This is a genomic window from Rhodococcus sp. T7 (assembly GCF_009872365.1).
In the GTDB taxonomy this organism is placed as follows: domain Bacteria; phylum Actinomycetota; class Actinomycetes; order Mycobacteriales; family Mycobacteriaceae; genus Rhodococcus_F.
Genome location: NZ_WXYH01000254.1, coordinates 24,714 through 42,342, shown reverse-complemented (window position 1 = coordinate 42,342; position 17,629 = coordinate 24,714). Strand labels below are relative to the sequence as shown.

General features: G+C 67.9%; 17 protein-coding genes. 4 read left to right on the top strand and 13 right to left on the bottom strand.

What is annotated here, in order from left to right; translation table 11 throughout:
* Window positions 1-153: 153 nt before the first annotated feature.
* From MLGJGCBP_RS22260 to MLGJGCBP_RS22205, 12 genes are all read right to left on the bottom strand, one after another.
* Window positions 154-1,485: an NAD(P)/FAD-dependent oxidoreductase gene (locus MLGJGCBP_RS22260; RefSeq protein WP_160098038.1), complete on the bottom strand. Its 1,332-nt coding sequence runs from the start codon at window positions 1,483-1,485 to the stop codon at window positions 154-156.
* Window positions 1,482-2,912 (bottom strand): NAD(P)/FAD-dependent oxidoreductase, encoded by a 1,431-nt coding sequence (locus tag MLGJGCBP_RS22255; RefSeq protein WP_160098037.1) that lies wholly within the window; start codon window positions 2,910-2,912, stop codon window positions 1,482-1,484. Before MLGJGCBP_RS22255 ends, MLGJGCBP_RS22260 begins: the two co-directional genes overlap by 4 nt.
* Window positions 2,909-4,336 carry an FGGY family carbohydrate kinase gene (locus MLGJGCBP_RS22250; RefSeq protein ID WP_160098036.1) on the bottom strand — a complete coding sequence of 476 codons (1,428 nt, stop codon included), beginning with the start codon at window positions 4,334-4,336 and terminating at the stop codon, window positions 2,909-2,911. Before MLGJGCBP_RS22250 ends, MLGJGCBP_RS22255 begins: the two co-directional genes overlap by 4 nt.
* A gap of 32 nt (window positions 4,337-4,368) precedes the next feature.
* Window positions 4,369-5,130, bottom strand: a complete 762-nt coding sequence (locus MLGJGCBP_RS22245; RefSeq protein WP_160098035.1) for a DeoR/GlpR family DNA-binding transcription regulator — start codon at window positions 5,128-5,130, stop codon at window positions 4,369-4,371.
* Between the two features lie 176 nt (window positions 5,131-5,306).
* On the bottom strand, window positions 5,307-6,743 hold the full coding sequence (locus MLGJGCBP_RS22240; RefSeq protein ID WP_160098034.1) for an aldehyde dehydrogenase family protein: 1,437 nt from the start codon (window positions 6,741-6,743) through the stop codon (window positions 5,307-5,309).
* Window positions 6,744-6,783: 40 nt separating this feature from the next.
* Entirely contained in the window at window positions 6,784-8,256 is a 1,473-nt protein-coding gene (locus tag MLGJGCBP_RS22235) for an APC family permease (RefSeq protein ID WP_236581256.1), read from the bottom strand.
* Window positions 8,257-8,450: 194 nt separating this feature from the next.
* Window positions 8,451-9,095 carry a 3'-5' exonuclease gene (locus tag MLGJGCBP_RS22230; protein ID WP_201453158.1) on the bottom strand — a complete coding sequence of 215 codons (645 nt, stop codon included), beginning with the start codon at window positions 9,093-9,095 and terminating at the stop codon, window positions 8,451-8,453.
* Window positions 9,092-10,771, bottom strand: a complete 1,680-nt coding sequence (locus MLGJGCBP_RS22225) for a putative nucleotidyltransferase substrate binding domain-containing protein (RefSeq protein WP_236581255.1) — start codon at window positions 10,769-10,771, stop codon at window positions 9,092-9,094. The genes MLGJGCBP_RS22230 and MLGJGCBP_RS22225 overlap by 4 nt, the downstream gene beginning before the upstream one ends.
* 132 nt (window positions 10,772-10,903) lie before the next feature.
* Entirely contained in the window at window positions 10,904-11,641 is a 738-nt protein-coding gene (locus MLGJGCBP_RS22220; RefSeq protein WP_160098032.1) for a GntR family transcriptional regulator, read from the bottom strand.
* A 118-nt stretch (window positions 11,642-11,759) separates the two neighbouring features.
* Window positions 11,760-12,269, bottom strand: a complete 510-nt coding sequence (locus MLGJGCBP_RS22215; RefSeq protein ID WP_160098031.1) for a hypothetical protein — start codon at window positions 12,267-12,269, stop codon at window positions 11,760-11,762.
* Window positions 12,266-13,903, bottom strand: coding sequence for a GMC family oxidoreductase (locus MLGJGCBP_RS22210; protein ID WP_160098030.1), 1,638 nt, complete (start codon window positions 13,901-13,903; stop codon window positions 12,266-12,268). The genes MLGJGCBP_RS22215 and MLGJGCBP_RS22210 overlap by 4 nt, the downstream gene beginning before the upstream one ends.
* A gap of 125 nt (window positions 13,904-14,028) precedes the next feature.
* On the bottom strand, window positions 14,029-14,787 hold the full coding sequence (locus MLGJGCBP_RS22205; protein ID WP_160098029.1) for an SDR family NAD(P)-dependent oxidoreductase: 759 nt from the start codon (window positions 14,785-14,787) through the stop codon (window positions 14,029-14,031).
* A 278-nt stretch (window positions 14,788-15,065) separates the two neighbouring features.
* On the opposite strand from MLGJGCBP_RS22205, the gene MLGJGCBP_RS22200 reads away from it, so the two are divergent.
* The 4 genes from MLGJGCBP_RS22200 (at window position 15,066) to MLGJGCBP_RS22185 (ending at window position 17,069) form a co-directional block, all read left to right on the top strand.
* Complete coding sequence (locus tag MLGJGCBP_RS22200) at window positions 15,066-15,581, top strand: RbsD/FucU domain-containing protein (RefSeq protein ID WP_160098028.1); 516 nt, start codon at window positions 15,066-15,068, stop codon at window positions 15,579-15,581.
* A gap of 1 nt (window position 15,582) precedes the next feature.
* Window positions 15,583-16,374 (top strand): alpha/beta fold hydrolase, encoded by a 792-nt coding sequence (locus tag MLGJGCBP_RS22195; RefSeq protein ID WP_160098027.1) that lies wholly within the window; start codon window positions 15,583-15,585, stop codon window positions 16,372-16,374.
* The gene (locus MLGJGCBP_RS22190; protein WP_160098026.1) at window positions 16,371-16,565 is read left to right on the top strand and encodes a hypothetical protein; all 195 of its coding nucleotides are present in this window, start codon (window positions 16,371-16,373) and stop codon (window positions 16,563-16,565) included. The genes MLGJGCBP_RS22195 and MLGJGCBP_RS22190 overlap by 4 nt, the downstream gene beginning before the upstream one ends.
* A 126-nt stretch (window positions 16,566-16,691) precedes the next feature.
* Complete coding sequence (locus MLGJGCBP_RS22185) at window positions 16,692-17,069, top strand: WhiB family transcriptional regulator (RefSeq protein ID WP_160098025.1); 378 nt, start codon at window positions 16,692-16,694, stop codon at window positions 17,067-17,069.
* A gap of 86 nt (window positions 17,070-17,155) precedes the next feature.
* Here MLGJGCBP_RS22185 and MLGJGCBP_RS22180 read toward each other — a convergent pair whose 3' ends face one another.
* Window positions 17,156-17,530, bottom strand: coding sequence for a DUF1937 family protein (locus MLGJGCBP_RS22180; RefSeq protein ID WP_160098024.1), 375 nt, complete (start codon window positions 17,528-17,530; stop codon window positions 17,156-17,158).
* Between the last annotated feature and the right edge of the window lie 99 nt (window positions 17,531-17,629).

Sequence of the window (17,629 nt, the reverse complement as noted above, 5' to 3'; positions counted from 1 at the left end):
GAGTAAAGCCACTTCGCACGTGCTCGTTCCCCCTACTTCCGGGGTGAGGGGGAGGGTTGCCGGGCTCCCCGGACGTGCGAAAACCCGCCCTGCCGAATCAGGCACCGCGGGAGGATGACTGGTTCGGCAGGGCGGGCAGAAAGCGATCCTGGGTCAGGAGCAGCGGGCGGGGATGTACTGCCCGACTCCGTTGAGCGCGGGCGCGGTCCGGGTTGCGTTCGCCAGGCCGACCGTCACCGGTCCTCGGGACGGGTCGACGTCGCGCATGATCGACCACGGCACCCGGAACACGCGGCCGGGGGAGGCCGCCCAGGGCAGTGTCCGGGCGGCCACGACGCGACCGCCTTGGGAGACAGTGACCTTGGGGAACCGGACGAGCGTGTCCGTCCACAACAGCAGGCGCTGCCGCGGCGGAGCCGGGTCGCCCGGGCGCAGCAGGCCGGGAGATACCCACCGGAACGGTTTGTCGGCGAGAATGCGCAGGGCCTCCCCGGTGGGAGCGGGCGAATGCGAGTCGAGGTAGCCGGCCACCTGATCGGCGACGAAGGTGCCGTCGAGTGCGGCGATGTCGGCGGTGTCGACCGGGTGCAGGACGTTGCCGGCGGCGAAAACGCCGCGAGCACTGGTGCGCAGGGCGGTATCGACCAGCGGCCCCTTGGTGCCGGGATCCAGTTCGATGCCTGCGCTGCGGGCCAGTTCGTGGTCGGGGATCCAATCGCCGGTGAAGATGACGGTGTCGCAGTCGATCTTCGTCCGGACGCCGGTGTCGAGGTGTTCGATCTCGATCGCTTCGACGTTCTTGCGGCCGATGATGCCGACGACGCGGGTGCGGGTGGCTATCGCGAACCGGAACAGTGCCTTGCCGGGGATGTTGAAGGCGGCGTACGACTCCGGTGAGGGGTATTGCGTGGTCATCAGCACGGTGTCGCAGCCGGCGTGGCGCAGTGTCATTGCCGCGGACCAGCTCACGAGCTCGCCGCCGACGATCACGGCACGTTTGCCGACGCGACCGTGGTGCAGGTGCACGAGATTCTGCAACTGCCCGGTGGTGTAGACGCCGGCGGGTCGATCGCCCGGAATCAGGCGGGCCGGGCGGGCCCGCTCACGGGCGCCGGTCGCGAGGACGAGTGCCTTCGCCTCCACTCGCAGCAGTCCGGCCGGGCTGGTGACATCGAGTGCGCCGTCGGGGTGAACGGCGGTGACCGTCGCATTGGTCCGGATGTCTGCCCCGGCGTCCGTCGCCGACCGGACCAGGCGCTCGGCGTATGCCGGACCTCCGATGAAGGTGTGGAGGTCGCGGATGCCGTACCCGGGATGGTCGCAGTGCCTGGGGATTCCGCCGGCACGGCCCTCCCGGTCGAGGACGAGGGCCCGGCGACCGTGAGCCTTGCCGAGCCGGATGGCGGCGGACAGGCCCGCCGGGCCGCCACCGACGATCGCGATGTCGGTCGTGACCACGGTGCGTGCTGAGGTAGGGACGCTCATCGGTTTTCCTTCGGTGTCGTGGCGGCGGAGCGCCCGGCGCATCGGTAGCCCTCGGCCAGGGCACCCACCTCTGCCCCGCAGAAGAAGCCCTGGCAACGGCCGTTCATGGCGCGGGTGCGCCGGCGCAGACCCTCGAGCCCGGCCGGCGGAATGAGGGAGGCGTAGGCATCGCGGATCTCACCGGCCGTGACCCGCTCGCAGAAGCAGACGACCTTGCCGTATTCGGCGTCCGCGGCGATGCGCGCACCGTCCTGGTACGGGCGGGTGAACGCCTCGCCGATGTTCGGCATCGCCGGCGGGTCCGGCAGCTCGGCGCGGGGTTCGCCGAGAGCATCGGCCTTGGTGAGAAGTTCACCGACGAACTCGGCGACGGCCATTCCGGACGTCAGACCGGTCGACCGGATGCCGCCGACCAGGACGTACCGCTGATCGGTGTCGACCTCGATGAGGTAGTCGCCGTAGTCGGCGGCGGCCCGGAGCCCGGCATAGGTGGCGGTGACCTCTTCGTCGAGCAGTCGGGGCAGGAGCTTGGCGCCCTTGCCGAGCAGGAATTCGAACCCGTTCGCCGAGGTGCCCGTCGCCGACCGGTCGGTGAGGTCCTCTGCGGTCGGGCCGAGCATCACGTTGCCGTAGATGGTCGGCGAGACGAGCACACCCTTTCCCCGGGAGGTGGGAACGGGCAGCACGATCTTGTCGACCAGGGGGCGGGCCAGCTTGTCGTAGACGAGCAGTTCGCCGCGGCGCGGGGTGATGTGGAAGCGGTCGTAGCCGAAGGCCTGATCGAGGAAGTCAGCCCCGAGCCCGGCCGCGTTGATCACCCAGCGGGCGGTGATGTCGCCGGCCGAGGTGTGCAGGGTGGTGCGGTCTGCCTCGACCGTGACCGAATCGGCGCGAGTGTTGGTCCGCAGCGTCACCCCGCGGGCGACCGCGTCGGTGGCCAGCGCGAGGTTGGTCGTCCAGGTGCAGATGATGGACTCGTCCGGCACGGTCAGACCGCCGAGGACGCCCTCGCCGAGATCGGGCACCATCCCGTACACGGTGTCGGCGTCCACGATTTCGCACTCGGTGTAGCCGTTGGCGGCGGCCTTGTCCCGCAGACTCGGCAGAGCGTCGTACTCCTCGTCGTTCCAGGCGACGAGGATCGCGCCGGTGTGTTCGACGGGAATTCCGGTCTGCTCGGCGTATGCCGACAGCAGGGTGTAGCCGCGGCTGACCATCCGTGATTCGAGGGTGCCGGGTTTCGCGTCGAATCCGGTGTGCAGGATCGCGGTGTTCGCCTTGCTGGTGCCGTCACCGACGTCGTCACGGGCCTCGACGAGCGCGATGGTGAGGTTGTATCCGGCCAGTTCGCGGGCGATCGCCGAGCCGACGATGCCGGCACCGAGGACGACGAAGTCGTAGTCGGTGGGGGTGGGTGAGTCAGTCATCGTTTCTCCTGGGGAAGCGTCGCGTGTGCCGCCGACGTCCAGTGGTGTCGGAATTCTGCTGCGCGGTCGGGTGACCAGCGAGGTTCGTAGGTGGTGGCGGGAGTCCAGTCGGTGACCGCGTCGGCAAGGGACAGGCCGGGATTCATTGCCAGGCGCGCGCACGCGGCCGCGCCGAGAGCGGTCGCATGCGAGGAGGGATAGACGTCGATGGGGATCTGGGTCAGGTCCGCGGTCGCCTGCATCAACCGCCGAGACTGGGTGAGCCCACCGTCGACGCGCAGCCGGGTGAGCGGACCGCCCAGATCGACCTCCACGGCCGACACCAACTCGGCGGTCTGCGCCGCCAGGCCTTCCAATACCGCGGCCACCAACTGCGCCCGATCGGTGGACAGGGTCATTCCGGTGAACGAGGCGGTCGCGTCCGGTCGCCACCACGGTGCGGCCAGTCCCGCCAGCGCCGGGACGAAGTAGGTGCCTCCGGAATCCTCGGCGGCGGTGCTGTCGAGATCCCGCGCCGACGCGATCAGCCCGAGGTCCTGTATCCACCGGATCGCCGACGCGGCGGTGTACGCCTGCCCGTCCACGCAGTAGGAGTTCTGCCCCCGCACGTTCCACGCCACGCAGGACGCGAGCTGGGAGGCCGAGCGCACCGGGCGCAGGCCGGTGTTGGCGAGCAGGAACACTCCGGTGCCGAAGGTGCACTTGGCGGTTCCGGGATCGAGGCACTGCTCCGCCAGCAGTGCCGCCTGCTGGTCGACGATCAGCCCGCCCACGGCGGCGCTCCCGCCGAAGGCATCGGTCTTGCCCACCAGGGCGTCGTTGCCGACGATCTCGGGCAACCGCTCCTCGGCGAGTTCGAACAGCTCCAGCAGTTCCCGATCCCACGCTTCGGTGTCGAGACCGGTCAGCAGCGAGCGGCTCGCGGTGGCGGTGTCGGTGACGAATTCGCCGGTCAGGTGATGCACGATCCAGGTGTCGGTGGTGGTGACCACGCCCTCGCGGGAGACGTTGCGGCGCAGCCACTGCATCTTGGGCGCCGAGAAGTACGGGTCCAGAATCAATCCGGTCCGCTGTTCGACCCAACTCCGGGCGGCCGCCTTGTCGCGGCACAGCGTCTCCGACCGGCGGTCCTGCCAGACCACTGCCGGGCTCAGCGGTCGTCCGGTCTCCGGATCCCACACCAGGACGGTCTCGCCCTGATTGGCGAGGGAGACGGCCGATACCGGCACTCCCGCCCGGGTGACCGCCTTCCGGCCGGCGTCCAGGACGGAGTGCAGCAGGTCCATCGGATCCTGCTCGACGCCACCTGCCGCGAGATATGCGGGACGCACGGTGTTCTCGGCGATGGCGAGGACGTCGCCGTCGTCGGAGACGACGACCGCCTTGGTCCCGGACGTGCCCTGGTCGATGGCAAGGACTGCCACGATCTCTTCCTTTCGAGAGTGTGAGCGCCGGATCAGAACAGCGCGGATGCGCCGGCGGACTCGATGGCGTCGCGGATCCGGTCGGGCGGACACTGGTCGGTGATCACTGCCTCGACGCGGTCGAATCCGCAGACCCGGTGTGGGGCGACGCGACCGAATTTCGTCGCGTCGGCCAGGACGTAACTCTTGGCGGTGCCGGCGAGGATCGTCTTGCGGGTAGCGGCCTCGTCGATATGGAAGTCCGTCAGCCCGGCATCGGCGTCGAGACCGCCGGACCCGAGGAACGCGACGTCGGCACGAATGTTCGAAAAAAACTCGAGTGCTTGATGATTCGAGCAGGCGAGATCGCCGCCCCGCACCCAGCCGCCGGAGACGAGTACCTCGACGCCCGTCCGCCCGGCGAGTTCGGCAGCGACCAGCAACGAGCAGGTGGCGACGGTTCCGCGGAAGGAGTTCGGCAGGGCACGAGCGACCTCGAGGACGGTGGTGCCGACATCGAAGATCAGCGTCTGGCCCGGGAACACCTGCTCCGCGGCCAACTTCCCGATCCGGCTCTTCGTCTCGTGCCGCTCCGCCGATCTCTCGGCGAACGGTGCCTCCTCGCCGACCGTGTCGGTGTCGATGGTGGCGCCGCCGTGGACGCGAACCAGGACGCCGGTGCGTTCGAGGGCTACGAGGTCGCGGCGGACGGTCTCCGTGGACACGCCCAGCAGTCGTGAGAATTCCTCGGTGCTGACGATCCGGCTCACTCGCAGTGCCTCGGTCATCCGGCGGTGACGTTCTGCTGCGAGCATGGCGACCCTCCCTGATTCTGTGGATTATCGAGGACTGTTGACTGTAATTGTGGACTATTGTGGGGCGTCGGTCAAGGCGATTCGCAACGCTCTGTGAAGCGAAAAGTGCGCCGCACCAATGCTTTCGACATGGCGCGGCGCACTTCAGTGATCAGCGGGAGATCGCGAGGAGCGGGTCAGGAGAGGCTGACGATGACCTGCTTGACTCGCGTGAACTCCTCGAGCCCCGCAGCGCCGCCTTCCTTGCCGTAGCCGGAGCCCTTGAAGCCGCCGAGCGGGCCTTCCGGTCCGACGGCCATGTGGTTGTTCACCCAGACCACCCCGGACTCGATGGCGTTGACGTTCCGCAGAGCGCGGCCGATGTCGCGGGTCCACACCGAGGCGGCCAGTCCCTGCTCGACCGCGTTGGCCTTGGCGAGGGCATCGGCTTCGTCGGTGAACGTCTGCACCGTCGCGACCGGTCCGAAGATCTCCTCCTGGACCAGCTCGTCGTCCTGCTGCAGCCCGTCGATCAGGGTGGCCTCGTAGAAGTAACCCGGACCGTCGACGACCTTGCCGCCGGTGACGACGCGGGCGTGAGCGGGGAGCCGGTCGACCAGCTCGGCGACCCGGGCGCGCTGGCCTTCGGAGATCAGCGGTCCGAGGACGGTCGACGCGTCGGCCGCGTCCCCGATCCTGGTGGCGGCCAGGCTCGCCGCGAGCGCCTCGACGAACCGGTCGTGGATCTTCTCGCTCACCAGCAGACGGGTGGCGGACATGCACTCCTGGCCGGCGTTGAACAGGATGCCGTTGGTCAGGATCGGCAGCGCGGCCTCGAGGTCGATGTCGTCGTAGATCACGACCGGCGCGTTGCCGCCGAGTTCGAGCACGAGACGCTTGGGCGTCGCGCCCGCCGCCTCCGCGATGCGCTGACCGGCCGAGGTGGAGCCGGTGAAGGAGACCAGGTTGACCTCGGGGTGGCGCACCAGGTGATCACCGACGACGCTGCCCTTGCCGTGTACGACGTTGAGGACACCGGCGGGCAGCAGCTGCTGCGCGAGTTCGGCGAACCGGGTGGTGGCGATCGGGGTCAGCTCGGCCGGCTTGATCACGACCGTGTTGCCGGCGACCAGGGCCGGAGCCAGCTTCCAGACCGCCTGCCACAGAGGGAAGTTCCACGGGGTGATGCCGAGAACGACGCCGAGGGGCTCACGCCGGACGAAGCTGGTGTTGCCGGCGACGAATTCCCCGGCGGCCTGGGCGGCCAGTGTCCGGCCCGCCCCGGCGAAGTGCCGGAACGCCGCGACGATCCCGGGCAGTTCGTCACCGGTGGCCGCGGTGGTGGGCTTGCCGGCGTCGATCGTTTCCAGGTGGGCGAGTTCGTCGAGGTTGGCCTCGAGCAGATTCGCCAGTTCGTGCAGGATCTGCGAACGTTCGCCGGGGGTCTTGGCGGACCAGGCGGGGAAGGCGGCGCGGGCGGCGGCGACCGCCCGGTCGGCGTCGTCGATCGTGGACTCGGTCAGCTCGGCGACCACCTCACCGGTGGAGGGGTTGAGGACCGTGCGGATCTTGTCGGAGGATCCCGTCACCGCCTTGCCGTCGATGATGTTGGTGAGCTGGATGGAGGACGACATGTGAAACCTTTCCTCGGTTGCGAATTGTCGGCGGGTGGGGTTACAGGTGGCCTTGCAGGGTGTCGATGGACTTGCCGCGTCGGCTCTTGGGGATGGTCATGTACACGACTGCGCCGGAGAGGATCACCAGCAGCATGCCGATTCCGACGTGGGTGGGGTCGGAGTAGATCAGCAGCGCGCACAGCACCACCGACCAGGCGATGGCCAGGACGAAGATGAGCGGGCTCAGGAATCCGTAGTGCCACGGGTGCTTCGGCAGCTTGTGCTCGAGCAGACCCCAGAGGCCGACGGTGACCACGACGCCGTACGCCAGTCCCCATGCCAGGGCGGTCATGGCGGCCAGTACCGACAGCAGCGAAGACCACAGGGCGAAGATCACCGACAGGGCGAAGATGGTGAGAGTGGCGTTGATCGGGATGCGCTGCGCACTGACCTTGCGCAGCCAGTGTGCGGCAGGCACCTGACCGTCGCGGGCCTGCGACCACAGAACCCGGATTCCGGTGAGCTGCAACATCACCAGCGCCGCGAACAGCGCGATGATGGCGACAGCCTCGAAGACGTTGGCGAACGCGGAGCCGACGGCGGTGTCGAGGATCAGCTTGACCGGGGTGTCGCTGTCCATCACGGCGGGCAGGTCCTGGATCGCGAGCATGATCAGGGCGACCATGAACACGCCGACCACGTAGGACGACACGTTCGCCATCACCGAGGCCATCGGGGCCTTGCGGGCAGCGTCCTTGGTCTCCTCGGACGCGTTGCCGGTGGCATCGAAGGACGAAATCGCATAGGCGGGCAGGATCATCGCGAACAGGAACGGGACGAACCAGTTCCCGCCGGAGGCGGTCCCGGCCGAGTCGCGCAGGAAGGACAGCGGCTGGGTGGGATGCTTGACGACCAGCAGGACGCCGACGAGTGCAACCACGCACAGCACCTCGGCGACGACGCCGATGTTGTTGAGTACCGCGGCGACCTTGACGCCCGCGATGTTGATGATCGTGCCGAGGACGATCAGGCCCAGCGCCCAGGGCAGGGTGTCGGCGGGGCCGTCGAACGTGACGCCGAACCACCCGGCGATGAACGGGGAAATACTGACCGCCACGGTGGTGACGGCGACCGTGTGGGCGATGAGCAGCCACCATCCGGTCTGCCAGGCGAGCCACGGCTTGCCGGTGATCCGGCCGGTGATCTGGTAGACGCCGCCGGCCAGCGGGTAGGCGGACACCAGCTGCGCCACTGCCAGGCCCACGGTGAACACCTGCAGGCCGCCGCCCACGAGGAAGGACCAGAACGAGGCGGGGCCGAAGAATCCGAATCCCACGATGAGGGTGGTGAAGATGCCGGAGGCGATCGCGATCGAGGTGAACTGCACCCCGAACGCGGAGAAGAGTCCGAGCGTGCGGTTGAGCTCCTGCTTGTACCCGAGCTTTTCCAGGTACGCGGCATCGGAGTCCGCGGGCGTCCCGGTGGGTGCGGACTCGAAGTCGGGTCCGGGCACGGGTGGCTGAGTGGACACGGTTGGCTCTTCGGGTTTTGTGGCCATGCTGACCTCACTGGTCGGTGTCGAGAAAGCCTCGGCAGTGCGGCGAGGCTGGGGTCGGGGGTAGCCGCACAAGGGGAAGTCTATTCGCTCTTTGAGCAACTGTCGACAATCTACCATAGATCTGTGTGATCTCAATCACTGATCGTTTCCGCCGGGCTACTGCCCGATCACGGGGACGACAGACCCCGATCCCCGCAGGTCAGATAGACCAGGGAGCGAGCGGTGTCGTATCCGCGGCCGCTCAGACGGGAGGCCAGCACCAGAAAGATCTGTGCCGTGGTGACGGCGTCACCGAGTGCGTGGTGCGGATCGATGACGGGTAGTCCCAGCGCGGTGGCGAGCCACTCGAGACCCGCGTCGCCGCGCTGACCCGCAGGCGCGGTGGCGCACGCGCGGGCCAGGGCCGCGGTGTCGATCAGCGGGGTCCGAAACCGGATGCCGGCGTCGCGGAACGCGCGGGTGAGGAAGGCCTGCTCGACCCACGCCGAGTGTGCGACGACCACCCGATCGGTCATCAGGGCGGCGAGAGTGTGCACCGCGGCATCCGGCGGTGGGGCATCCGCGACGTCCGCTGGGCGCAGGGTGTGGACGGCGATCGCCTCCGGAGACATCGCCGACCGCGGGCGGACCAGGTCGTAGACTTTTTCGGCGGTGATCACCCGGCCGTCCCGGATGACGACGGCGCCGTAGGAGACGATGGTGTCCTTCTTCAGGTCCAGCCCGGTGGTCTCGAGGTCGACGACGAGGTATTCGCTCTGCCGCCACGGTTTTCGCAGAGGGTCCTCGCGTCTTCGTCTCCAGAGCGGCGTCATGGCAGTCGCGCCACCCACTCGCTCTCGAGCCGGTTCTGCACCTCCGCGACGGCGCGGAACGCCTCCCGCAGGTAACGACGGGTCAGGGAGTCGAGCTGATTCGGCGCCACCCAGGTGGTCGCGGCAGTGGAGGTCTTGATCGCGTCGATCTCTCGGCCCAGGATCAGCCCGTAGATGTACTCGAAGGCCTGCACGAGGACCTCCGTCTCGTCCGGTGTGAGCAGGTTCGACGCACCGCCACGCCGCAACCGGGTGATCGTCGAGCCGCGGTCGTCGCCGGTTACCACCGCGATCCACCGCCCCAGCGAGGCGATCGGGACCAGTCCGCGGGCCTTGAGGTCGAGGTGGCCGCGGTTGGCACCGGACTGCTCGACCACGAAGTTGCGGACGAAACCCACCGGCGGGCGGCTCGAGACGGTGTAGCGCAGCAGCGCCGAGAGGTACTCGTGGCTCCGGGTGGTCGCCAGCATCGCATCCGACACCGAGCGGCCCAGCGACAGTCCGGTCACCGGGCGGCTGTCCGCGATCATCGACGACAGCAGCAGTGCGTTGTGCTGGGTGGGATTGCGGATCCACGACGTGGCGGTGGAGACGGCATCGGCGCGGGAGCGGGCGAACTCCGGGTTGGTGGCGTTGGCGCCGTCGACGCAGCGCTCCAGCCCGCACCGCTCCATGTTGTCGAGGACGCGCCCGGCCCAGCGCTGCAACTTCCGCGCCGGATTGCGTTCTCCGGGTAGGTCTTCCCAGACCAGGCTGGTGTCGACGTCCGAGCGGGGAAGCGGCTCCCGGCGTGCCACCGAGCCCAGCAGCAACCAGGACGTCCGGTGGGGCACGCAGTCGTCACCGATGTCGGTGAGTTCGACCAGCCGCTGCACCAGGGCGTCCACGACCGCCGAGAGAAGTCCGGCGATGTGCATCGGTGCCACGCCCGTGTCGTACAGCTCGACCCAGGTGCCGGGCAGCAACGCGGCCGCGGCGGCGAGTTCGTCGATGGTGTGCGCGTCGTCCACGGCACGGCGGATGACGAGTGGATTGCGTACCTCGGCGGAGGCGAGGTCGACCACCCGCAGCACGCCCACCGGCCGGTCGGCGGCGCCCCGGACCACCAGGTGGTGCAGTCCGCACTCGATCATGCGCAGGAAGGCGTCACCCACCAGGGCATCGGCACCGATGGATTCGGCGGGAAAGGAGGAGATGGTGGTCACGGGGGCGTGCGGATCGAACGACGCCGTCGCGAGGGCGCGCCGGAAGTCGCTGTCGGTGACGATCCCGATCTCCCCACCGCGGTCGAGCAGGGCGTAGGACTGGGCGGCGTCGGTGATCACGGCCGCGGCCTCGGACACGGTGGCCCCGACGGGGCACCACACGGCGGGTCGCATCTGGTGGCGGGCGGCGCGCAGTGCCTGATCCACCAGGCCGGACCGGGTGAGGCGTTCCCGGGTGACGAGCGTGTTGTAGTGCTGAAATTGCAGGCGTTCGGGGTGAGCGAGGATCGGTCTCGGGTCCGGGAACCGGTAGCAGAGGCTGTCCTCGGCGGCCCGCACGTCCAGGGGCGGCGGCAGCCCGGACAGGACCGAGATCTGCCCGAAGGTCTCCCCGGACCCGAGCAGGTCGATCACCCGTCCTCGGTCGACGACCTCGACCTCCCCGGTGCGCACCACGTAGAAGTGCGACAACGGAGATTCGCCTGCCTCGATGATGCGGGTCCGGCCGGGAAGAACTCGACCTCGACCAGGCGTGCCAGGGCGTCGAGGTCGGTCGACTCGAGTTCGTCGTACGGCGGCTGACCGCCCAGGAAGTCGACGTACTCACGCATGCGTGGCGGAAGCGGCCTCGCGCGCGGAGTCGACGGCGTCCAGGGCGGATGCAGGACCGTGCACGTGACGATCGATCTCCCGGGTGATCGCGTCCATGTCGCCGGTGTCGATTATCGACAGGAGCCGCTCGTGCTCGGCGACCACGTCGTGCAGGTCGGCGAAGGACTGGTGATCGGCGGACAGGAACAGCTGCAACTGCGATTCCCAGCTGCGCCACAGATCGAGCAGCAGTCCGTGCTCGGAGAGCTCGTAGAACACCCGGTGAAAACTCATGTGGGCGTCGATGGTTCGGGTCATGTCGCCGTCGTCGGCGCCGCGGGCCATGTCCTGCAACGCGCGGATGACCTTCGTGCGGCCACCGGCCGCCAGCCGCGGCATCGCCAGCTCGATCGCGTACGGTTCCAGGCGCTTGCGCAGGCTGGCGATCTCGGCCATGCCCTGGGCGCTGACCTCGGCGACGAACGCACCCTTGTAGGCGATCTTCACCACGAGACCTTCGTCGGCGAGGATGCCCAGAGCTTCGCGGAGAGGTGCCCGGCTCACTCCCAGATCGGCCGCGATGTGTGCCTCCCGCAGCTGGCTTCCAGGGGCCAGGGTGCCGTCGAGAATGGCGGTACGCAGCACGTTGGCGACGGTACCGGGCGTGGTGCGCTGCTGGATCCGTCCGAGGGAAATCTCCCCCTCCTCGCGGCCCACTGTCGACCCCGGACGATTCGGTGACAGAGTCATCCCGTTGTCCTTTCTTGCTTCGGCCTCGTGGTTGCTCACTCGACGAGGTGGTATCAGTCCTACTCGGGTTGCAGGTGTCTTGTCGACAGTAGATCAGCTGGTGACCGGCCCGGGGGCGTCACTCCCCGGTAGCGGAGACGTAGATGGATCCGCGTTCGATCACCGGGTCGAGGATGCCGGTCGACAACTCGTTTGCGGCGTCCTCGAATCCGGCCGCGTCCCGGTGCTGTCCGGGGTACCCGATCAGCGCCTTGACCTGCGGGGTCATGAAGTAGGCCCCGGCCACGATGGAGGAGAGCGGGTCGAAGGTGAACTTGTCCTCGGCCCACATGCGCTTCAACCGGGCGTGGAGTTCGTCGCCGTGGAGGTCCGCGACATCGTTGATCGCCGTGACGACCGCGTCGAAGACATCGGCGCGGGCGGCCAGCGCCAGATCGAGGTACCGCAGATAGTCCTGCGCGTTGCTGGCGGCGGGATTCTCTCCGGATTCGGGGATGAGGCTGTCCGCGATCCGCAACAGAATGGTCAGCTCGTCCTCGGACAGTTGCCGGGGCGGGCGGAGCGTGCGAACCGGCACGGACAGACGTCGCGGCGCCGAGGTCTTCAGTTCGATGGGGGTGGTGCTCATGCCTGGACCTTTCCTGCGGTGACGTCCTCGACGACCTTGCGGCCCACCCGCAGTGCCAGAGCGCTGATGGTGCAGGTCGGATTGGCCGAGCCCGAGGTGACGAAGATGCTGCCGTCGGCGATGTAGAGGTTGTCGACGTCGTGGCTGCGGCCGAAGGAATCGACGACCGAGGTGGCCGGGTCGTCGCCCATCCGGGCGGTGCCGAGCAGATGTCCGGGCTGATCGATCCACAGTTCCTGGGTGATGATCTGCTTGGCGCCGGCCGCTTTGTGCAATTCCACCATCCGCTCGACGGTGTACTTCAGGATCTTGCGGGTGTTCTCGCTGACCCGGTATTCGACCTTCGGTGCGGGCAGTCCGTCCGAATCGAACTCCGCCGTGGAGAGGGTGACCCGGTTGTGTTCCTCGGGTAGATCCTCCACGTTGGCCGCCCACAGGATGCCGTTCGACGACGCGCGGGCCACGTCGTGGACGGCCGGACCCCACAGCTCGTCGAAGTCGAGTTGGCGGTGGGTCTCGATGGTGTTCAGAGGTCCCGGGGTCGGCAGTGCGTGCAACTTCGCACCACGGACGAAACCGCGGGAGGTGTCGGTGTCGTAGAACTGCATCGAGTGGATCAGCTGACCGGCCGGGCCGCGCCAACTCTCGAGGTTCTCCTCGTAGTAGCCGACCGCGGTGCAGTTCGGGTGCAGCATCAGGTTCTTGCCGACCAGTCCGGAGGAGTTGGCGAGCCCGTCCGGGTTGCGCTCGTCCGCCGACAGCAGCAGCAGTCGGGGTGTGCCGATTCCGTTGGCGCACAGTACGACCGACTTCGCCGGCTGGAAGTGGACGGTGCCGTCGCGGTCGATCCACTCGGCGCCGGTTGCCTGCCCGGTGTCGTCGGTTCGGATCCTGCGCACGCGCGCCCCGGTCTGCACCTGCGCCCCGGCCTGCTGCGCCTGCGGCATGTAGATCAGATCGAACGAGGCTTTTGCGCCCTGCGGACAACCCCATTCGCACACGCCCCAGCGGCCGCACTGCTCGAGGGTCTTGTTCTTCTGGCTCGGGATCGCGTTGGTGCCGGGCCACCAGTGCCAGCCCAGCTTGTTCGCCGCCTCGGCCGCCTTCATCCCCGGCTTGCCCAGTGGATGCGGCGGCAGCGGGTACTCGAGGCCGTCGGGGTAGGCGGTGTCACCGTCGACACCGGACACGCCGATGAACGCGTCGACCTCGTCGTGGTACGGCTTGAGGTCGTCGTAGGCGATCGGCCAGTCGTCGGCGACGCCGTCGAGTGACTTGACCCGAAAGTCCGAGGGCAGCAGTCGCGGCCACTCGGCACCGTAGTAGATGGAACTGCCGCCGACGGCGTTGAACATCACCGGCCACATGTCCGAGTCGCGGATGTCCACCGGGTAGTCGGAGGGGAGTGCGCGCACGTTCGGGTCGTGTGCCCAGTCGTGCTGGATCAGCAATTCCCATTCCGGGTGGTTGGCGGGGAAATCGCTGGGGTTGACCCAGTCGCCCTGCTCGAGGCACAGGACGTTCAGGCCGGCAGTCGCGGCCGTGTGGGTGACCACTGCGCCGGACGGACCCGCGCCGATCACAAGCACATCGACGGAATCGTGCTCGGTGACATCGTGGCTGGTGGAAGTCATCGGAGTCGACCTCATTTCGTCTAATTGTCGACATTTTGCCATAGTGGCGTGCGTCACGTCCGCTGTCAAATGGAAGTGCGGTGGAGGCGCGAGGCTCCCGGGCCTCCGCCGCACGTCGGGTGTGATCAGGCGCCGGCGAGGACGCCGCCGTCGACCACGAACGCCGTGCCGGTGATGGCCGTGGAGTGATCCGAGAGCAGGAACGCGACCGAGTGGGCGATCTCGATGGGGAGGATGGCGCGTCCGATCGGCTGGAAGTCGGGGAGCCCGGCCTCGAGCTCGTCGCGACCACCGAGGGCGGTGTAGTGCGGGACGTTCAGCGGGGTGTCGACGAAGCCCGGGCACAGGGTGTTGGCCCGAATGCCCTGCGCGCCGAAGTCGAGGGCGACCGCCTTGGTCAGCGTCAGCACCGCACCCTTGCTCGCGGTGTAGGTGGTCAGCAACTTCTCCGCGCCGACCGAGTTGATCGAGCCGAAGTTGACGATCGATCCGCCGCCGGCCTTCAGCAACTCGGGGATGGCGTACTTCGTCCCGAGGAACACGCCCTTGACGTTCACGTCGAACGTCTTCTGGAAGTCCTCGACGCTGGCGTCGAGGATCGTCCCGGGCTTGAGGACGCCGGCGTTGTTGACGATGCCGTCGAGCTTTCCGAAGGTCTGCACGGTGAAGTCGATAATGCCCTTGACCTGCTCTTCGTCGGTCACGTCCACGACCTTGGCGATCAGGCGGTCGTCGTCCACCTTCAGCTGCGGCAAGCTCGCCTCGGAGTGGACGGTGGCGACCACCTGGGCGCCCTCGTCGTGCAGATGCAGCGCGGTGGCCAGGCCGATCCCGCCACCGGCACCGGTGATGATTACTGTCTTGCCTTCGAGCAGCTGGCCCATAGTTCGCTCCTTCAGGGTGGGTTTCGCGGAAACAGGTCGTGCCACGCAGCGGATTGATCCTTTGTCGACAATCGACCGACACGTTTAGTGTGCGTGCTCCGGGCGGCGGGGTCAAGCCTTGATTTGTCGGGCGGAACACCTCTTGACGGATGCCGTCGTCCGGCTTACGTTTTTAGTCGATTGTCGACTAGAGCACATTCGGCGCTCGACGGGCCGAGGTCGATCGGTCGTTCCGACCGCGGATCGCGGCGTTTCCACCACGAGGAGAGGGCACATCCATGGCACCGAAGGTCCGTCTGTTGCACGAGAGGTTGGCGGCAGTGGTGAGCCAGCTACGCCACGGCGAGATGGTCTACATCGCCGATGCCGGAAGCGGCACGTCGGCGGCCAGTCTGGTGCCGCTGTCGCCGCAGGTCGAGACGATCGATCTGGGCATCGCTCCCGGGCTGCCCTCGGTCGGTGACCTGCTCTCCGTGCTGTGCGAGTCCGGAGATTTCGAGGCGGCCATCGTCACCGAGGACATGATCCGGGCCAACCCGGAGGGCCGGAAACTCGTCTCCGAACTGGTGGGGGAGGAGAACGTGCACGAACTGCGCTATCTGCCCGAGTTCTACCAACTACGGGACCGGGTCAAGGTTTTCGTCCAGACCGGGGACTACTCGGTGCACGCGAACACCATCCTCGTCGCCGGCTACCCCAGCCCCCCGATCCCGCTGAAGTGGCTGACGTCGCCGACCTGGCTGCAGGAACTGTCCGACGGACAGGCCCCCGACTCGACCGCACCGGAGGTGTGACGTGCCCTTCTTCGACGGCGTACGCAACAAGGTCTACTACCGGCGCTGGGCTGCCCGGTTCCCCCACGCCCAGGTGCTGCTTCTGCACGGCTTCGGGGAGCACACCGGGCACTACCACCGGCTGGCCGGGCAACTGACCGATGCGGGCATCGAGGTGTGGGGCCCGGATCATCTCGGACACGGCCACACCGGCGGCCGCGCGGGAATGTTCCCCTCCGTCGACGAACTCGCGTCCAACGCCGGCATCCTGCTCGATCTCATGACGAGCACTCACCCGGACCTGCCCGTCGTCATTGTCGGGCACTCGCTGGGCGCGTTGACCGGGGCGTTGCTGGCGATGCGCACCGCGACCGCCCGCACCGGCCTGGTGATGACCGGTGCACCGCTGTGGGGGCTGCCGCCCGAGGCTGAGGGACGCACCGATCTGATCATGGCGAAGGACGAGGCATACCTCGACGCGCTCGCGAACGATCCGCTCGGATTCGACACAGCCCCGGCCGAACCGAACCTGTGGAGCGCGCTCGCCGTCGCCGGATGCAAGGTCCGCACGGGGCTTCCGGTCCTCATCATGCCGATCCTGTTGATCAACGGCGAGCACGATGCATTCGCCGCACCCGGTAAGGCCTCGGAGTTCGCGGGCGAACTCCACCACTGCCGCGCCGTCGCGATCCCCGGTGGCTACCACGACATTCCCAACGACCTCGCGCACCGCGAGGTCGCAGGATTGATCATCGACGCGGCCACTCAGTGGTGCAGTGCCGTGGGTCCCGTGTTGTCGGCGAGTTCGCGGTGACCACCGCGGTCGAGGAGTTTCGCCTGGCACCCCGGCCGTTGCGGGAACGAATCCGGGTGGCGATCGACCACTGGCTCGACCGTGACCCCGCGGCGCTGTGCGCCGAGTCGGCGGCGGCGCGCACACCGTTCCGCACCCGTGACGGACGGAGAAGCCTCGAGATGGGTGTCAGCGCACTCGTCGACCACTGACTCCCGACTGCACACCGCTGACCGGACACTGGCCAGGCGCCGCGGTTCCGGTCGGCCTTCGCAATGCCTTCGCCCCGTGGGCAGGTCCGAAACCGGACCTCCCGCATCGGGGCGGGAAAGCTGACGATGACCACGATTCGCGCGTTGATTCTTCCCAAACCGATTACTCCGGAATGGGATTGGCAGATCCATGCGCAGTGCCGGCAGATGGACACCGAGCTGTTCTACTCGCATGACGGCGAAGGGCGAGCTGCTCGTGCCCGCCGAGAGCGAGCGGCCATGGAAATCTGCCTGGGCTGCCCCGTCCGGCGAGCGTGCGCACACCACGCCGTCACGGCCGGCGAGACGTACGGCGTGTGGGGTGGAACCACCGAGCGCGACCGGCAGACGATGATCCCGCGCGCGAGACGGGACGAGACACGCCGGCGCCGCGCCCTGCGTGTGCTTCCTCGCTCACGCCCACCGGGTACCCAGATGCAGTGGGAGTCCCAGCCTTCGGCTTGACATGTACATGGGACGATGGTGCCCCGTCGGTGGACGGCGGCCGGTGACCGACCGCCGTCCGTGACGGGACGAACCGAGGCACTACCTCAGGCGCGGGCGGTCTCCGTGACGAACTCTTCCGACGCCTGCGACCACAGGCTGACGCGACGGCCGCGGCTTTCGAAGAACTCGATCTCTCGCTGGATTCCCGAACTCCGATCCCACCCGTCCACGTCGAGAATGATCAACTCCTCCATCGATTCCATGAAGTGGGCGTCGACGGGCGCCCACAGCTTGCCGACCTCGCTGGGGTCGATTGTCTTGAAGGCCAGATTGATCGGGTGTGACATCGACACCTGGCTGAAGACGACGTTGCCCGACTCGACGATCGTCGCGGCGACCTCGTTGCAGGCGAGGAATCGCTCGTGGACGACACGCTCGTCCGCGTGGCTGTACGGGCAGGCCAGGAAAATCTTTCGCATGGGAAACCTATTCATTCGGCGGGATCGACTGTCCCGCAGGGGGTGAGAACATCGCCCTCGGCAAATCAGCGGGCGCGTTACGTGGCGCGAGTCCGCTGC

What these genes read in the sequence shown, in the direction of transcription:
- MLGJGCBP_RS22215 (WP_160098031.1), bottom strand. Translation starts at nt 12,269, where the DNA reads ATGAGCACCACCCCCATCGAACTGAAGACCTCGGCGCCGCGACGTCTG.
- MLGJGCBP_RS22260 (WP_160098038.1), bottom strand. Translation starts at nt 1,485, where the DNA reads ATGAGCGTCCCTACCTCAGCACGCACCGTGGTCACGACCGACATCGCG.
- MLGJGCBP_RS22210 (WP_160098030.1), bottom strand. Translation starts at nt 13,903, where the DNA reads ATGACTTCCACCAGCCACGATGTCACCGAGCACGATTCCGTCGATGTG.
- MLGJGCBP_RS22245 (WP_160098035.1), bottom strand. Translation starts at nt 5,130, where the DNA reads ATGCTCGCAGCAGAACGTCACCGCCGGATGACCGAGGCACTGCGAGTG.
- MLGJGCBP_RS22240 (WP_160098034.1), bottom strand. Translation starts at nt 6,743, where the DNA reads ATGTCGTCCTCCATCCAGCTCACCAACATCATCGACGGCAAGGCGGTG.
- MLGJGCBP_RS22230 (WP_201453158.1), bottom strand. Translation starts at nt 9,095, where the DNA reads ATGACGCCGCTCTGGAGACGAAGACGCGAGGACCCTCTGCGAAAACCG.
- MLGJGCBP_RS22205 (WP_160098029.1), bottom strand. Translation starts at nt 14,787, where the DNA reads ATGGGCCAGCTGCTCGAAGGCAAGACAGTAATCATCACCGGTGCCGGT.
- MLGJGCBP_RS22180 (WP_160098024.1), bottom strand. Translation starts at nt 17,530, where the DNA reads ATGCGAAAGATTTTCCTGGCCTGCCCGTACAGCCACGCGGACGAGCGT.
- MLGJGCBP_RS22255 (WP_160098037.1), bottom strand. Translation starts at nt 2,912, where the DNA reads ATGACTGACTCACCCACCCCCACCGACTACGACTTCGTCGTCCTCGGT.
- MLGJGCBP_RS22185 (WP_160098025.1), top strand. Translation starts at nt 16,692, where the DNA reads ATGACCACGATTCGCGCGTTGATTCTTCCCAAACCGATTACTCCGGAA.
- MLGJGCBP_RS22200 (WP_160098028.1), top strand. Translation starts at nt 15,066, where the DNA reads ATGGCACCGAAGGTCCGTCTGTTGCACGAGAGGTTGGCGGCAGTGGTG.
- MLGJGCBP_RS22220 (WP_160098032.1), bottom strand. Translation starts at nt 11,641, where the DNA reads ATGACTCTGTCACCGAATCGTCCGGGGTCGACAGTGGGCCGCGAGGAG.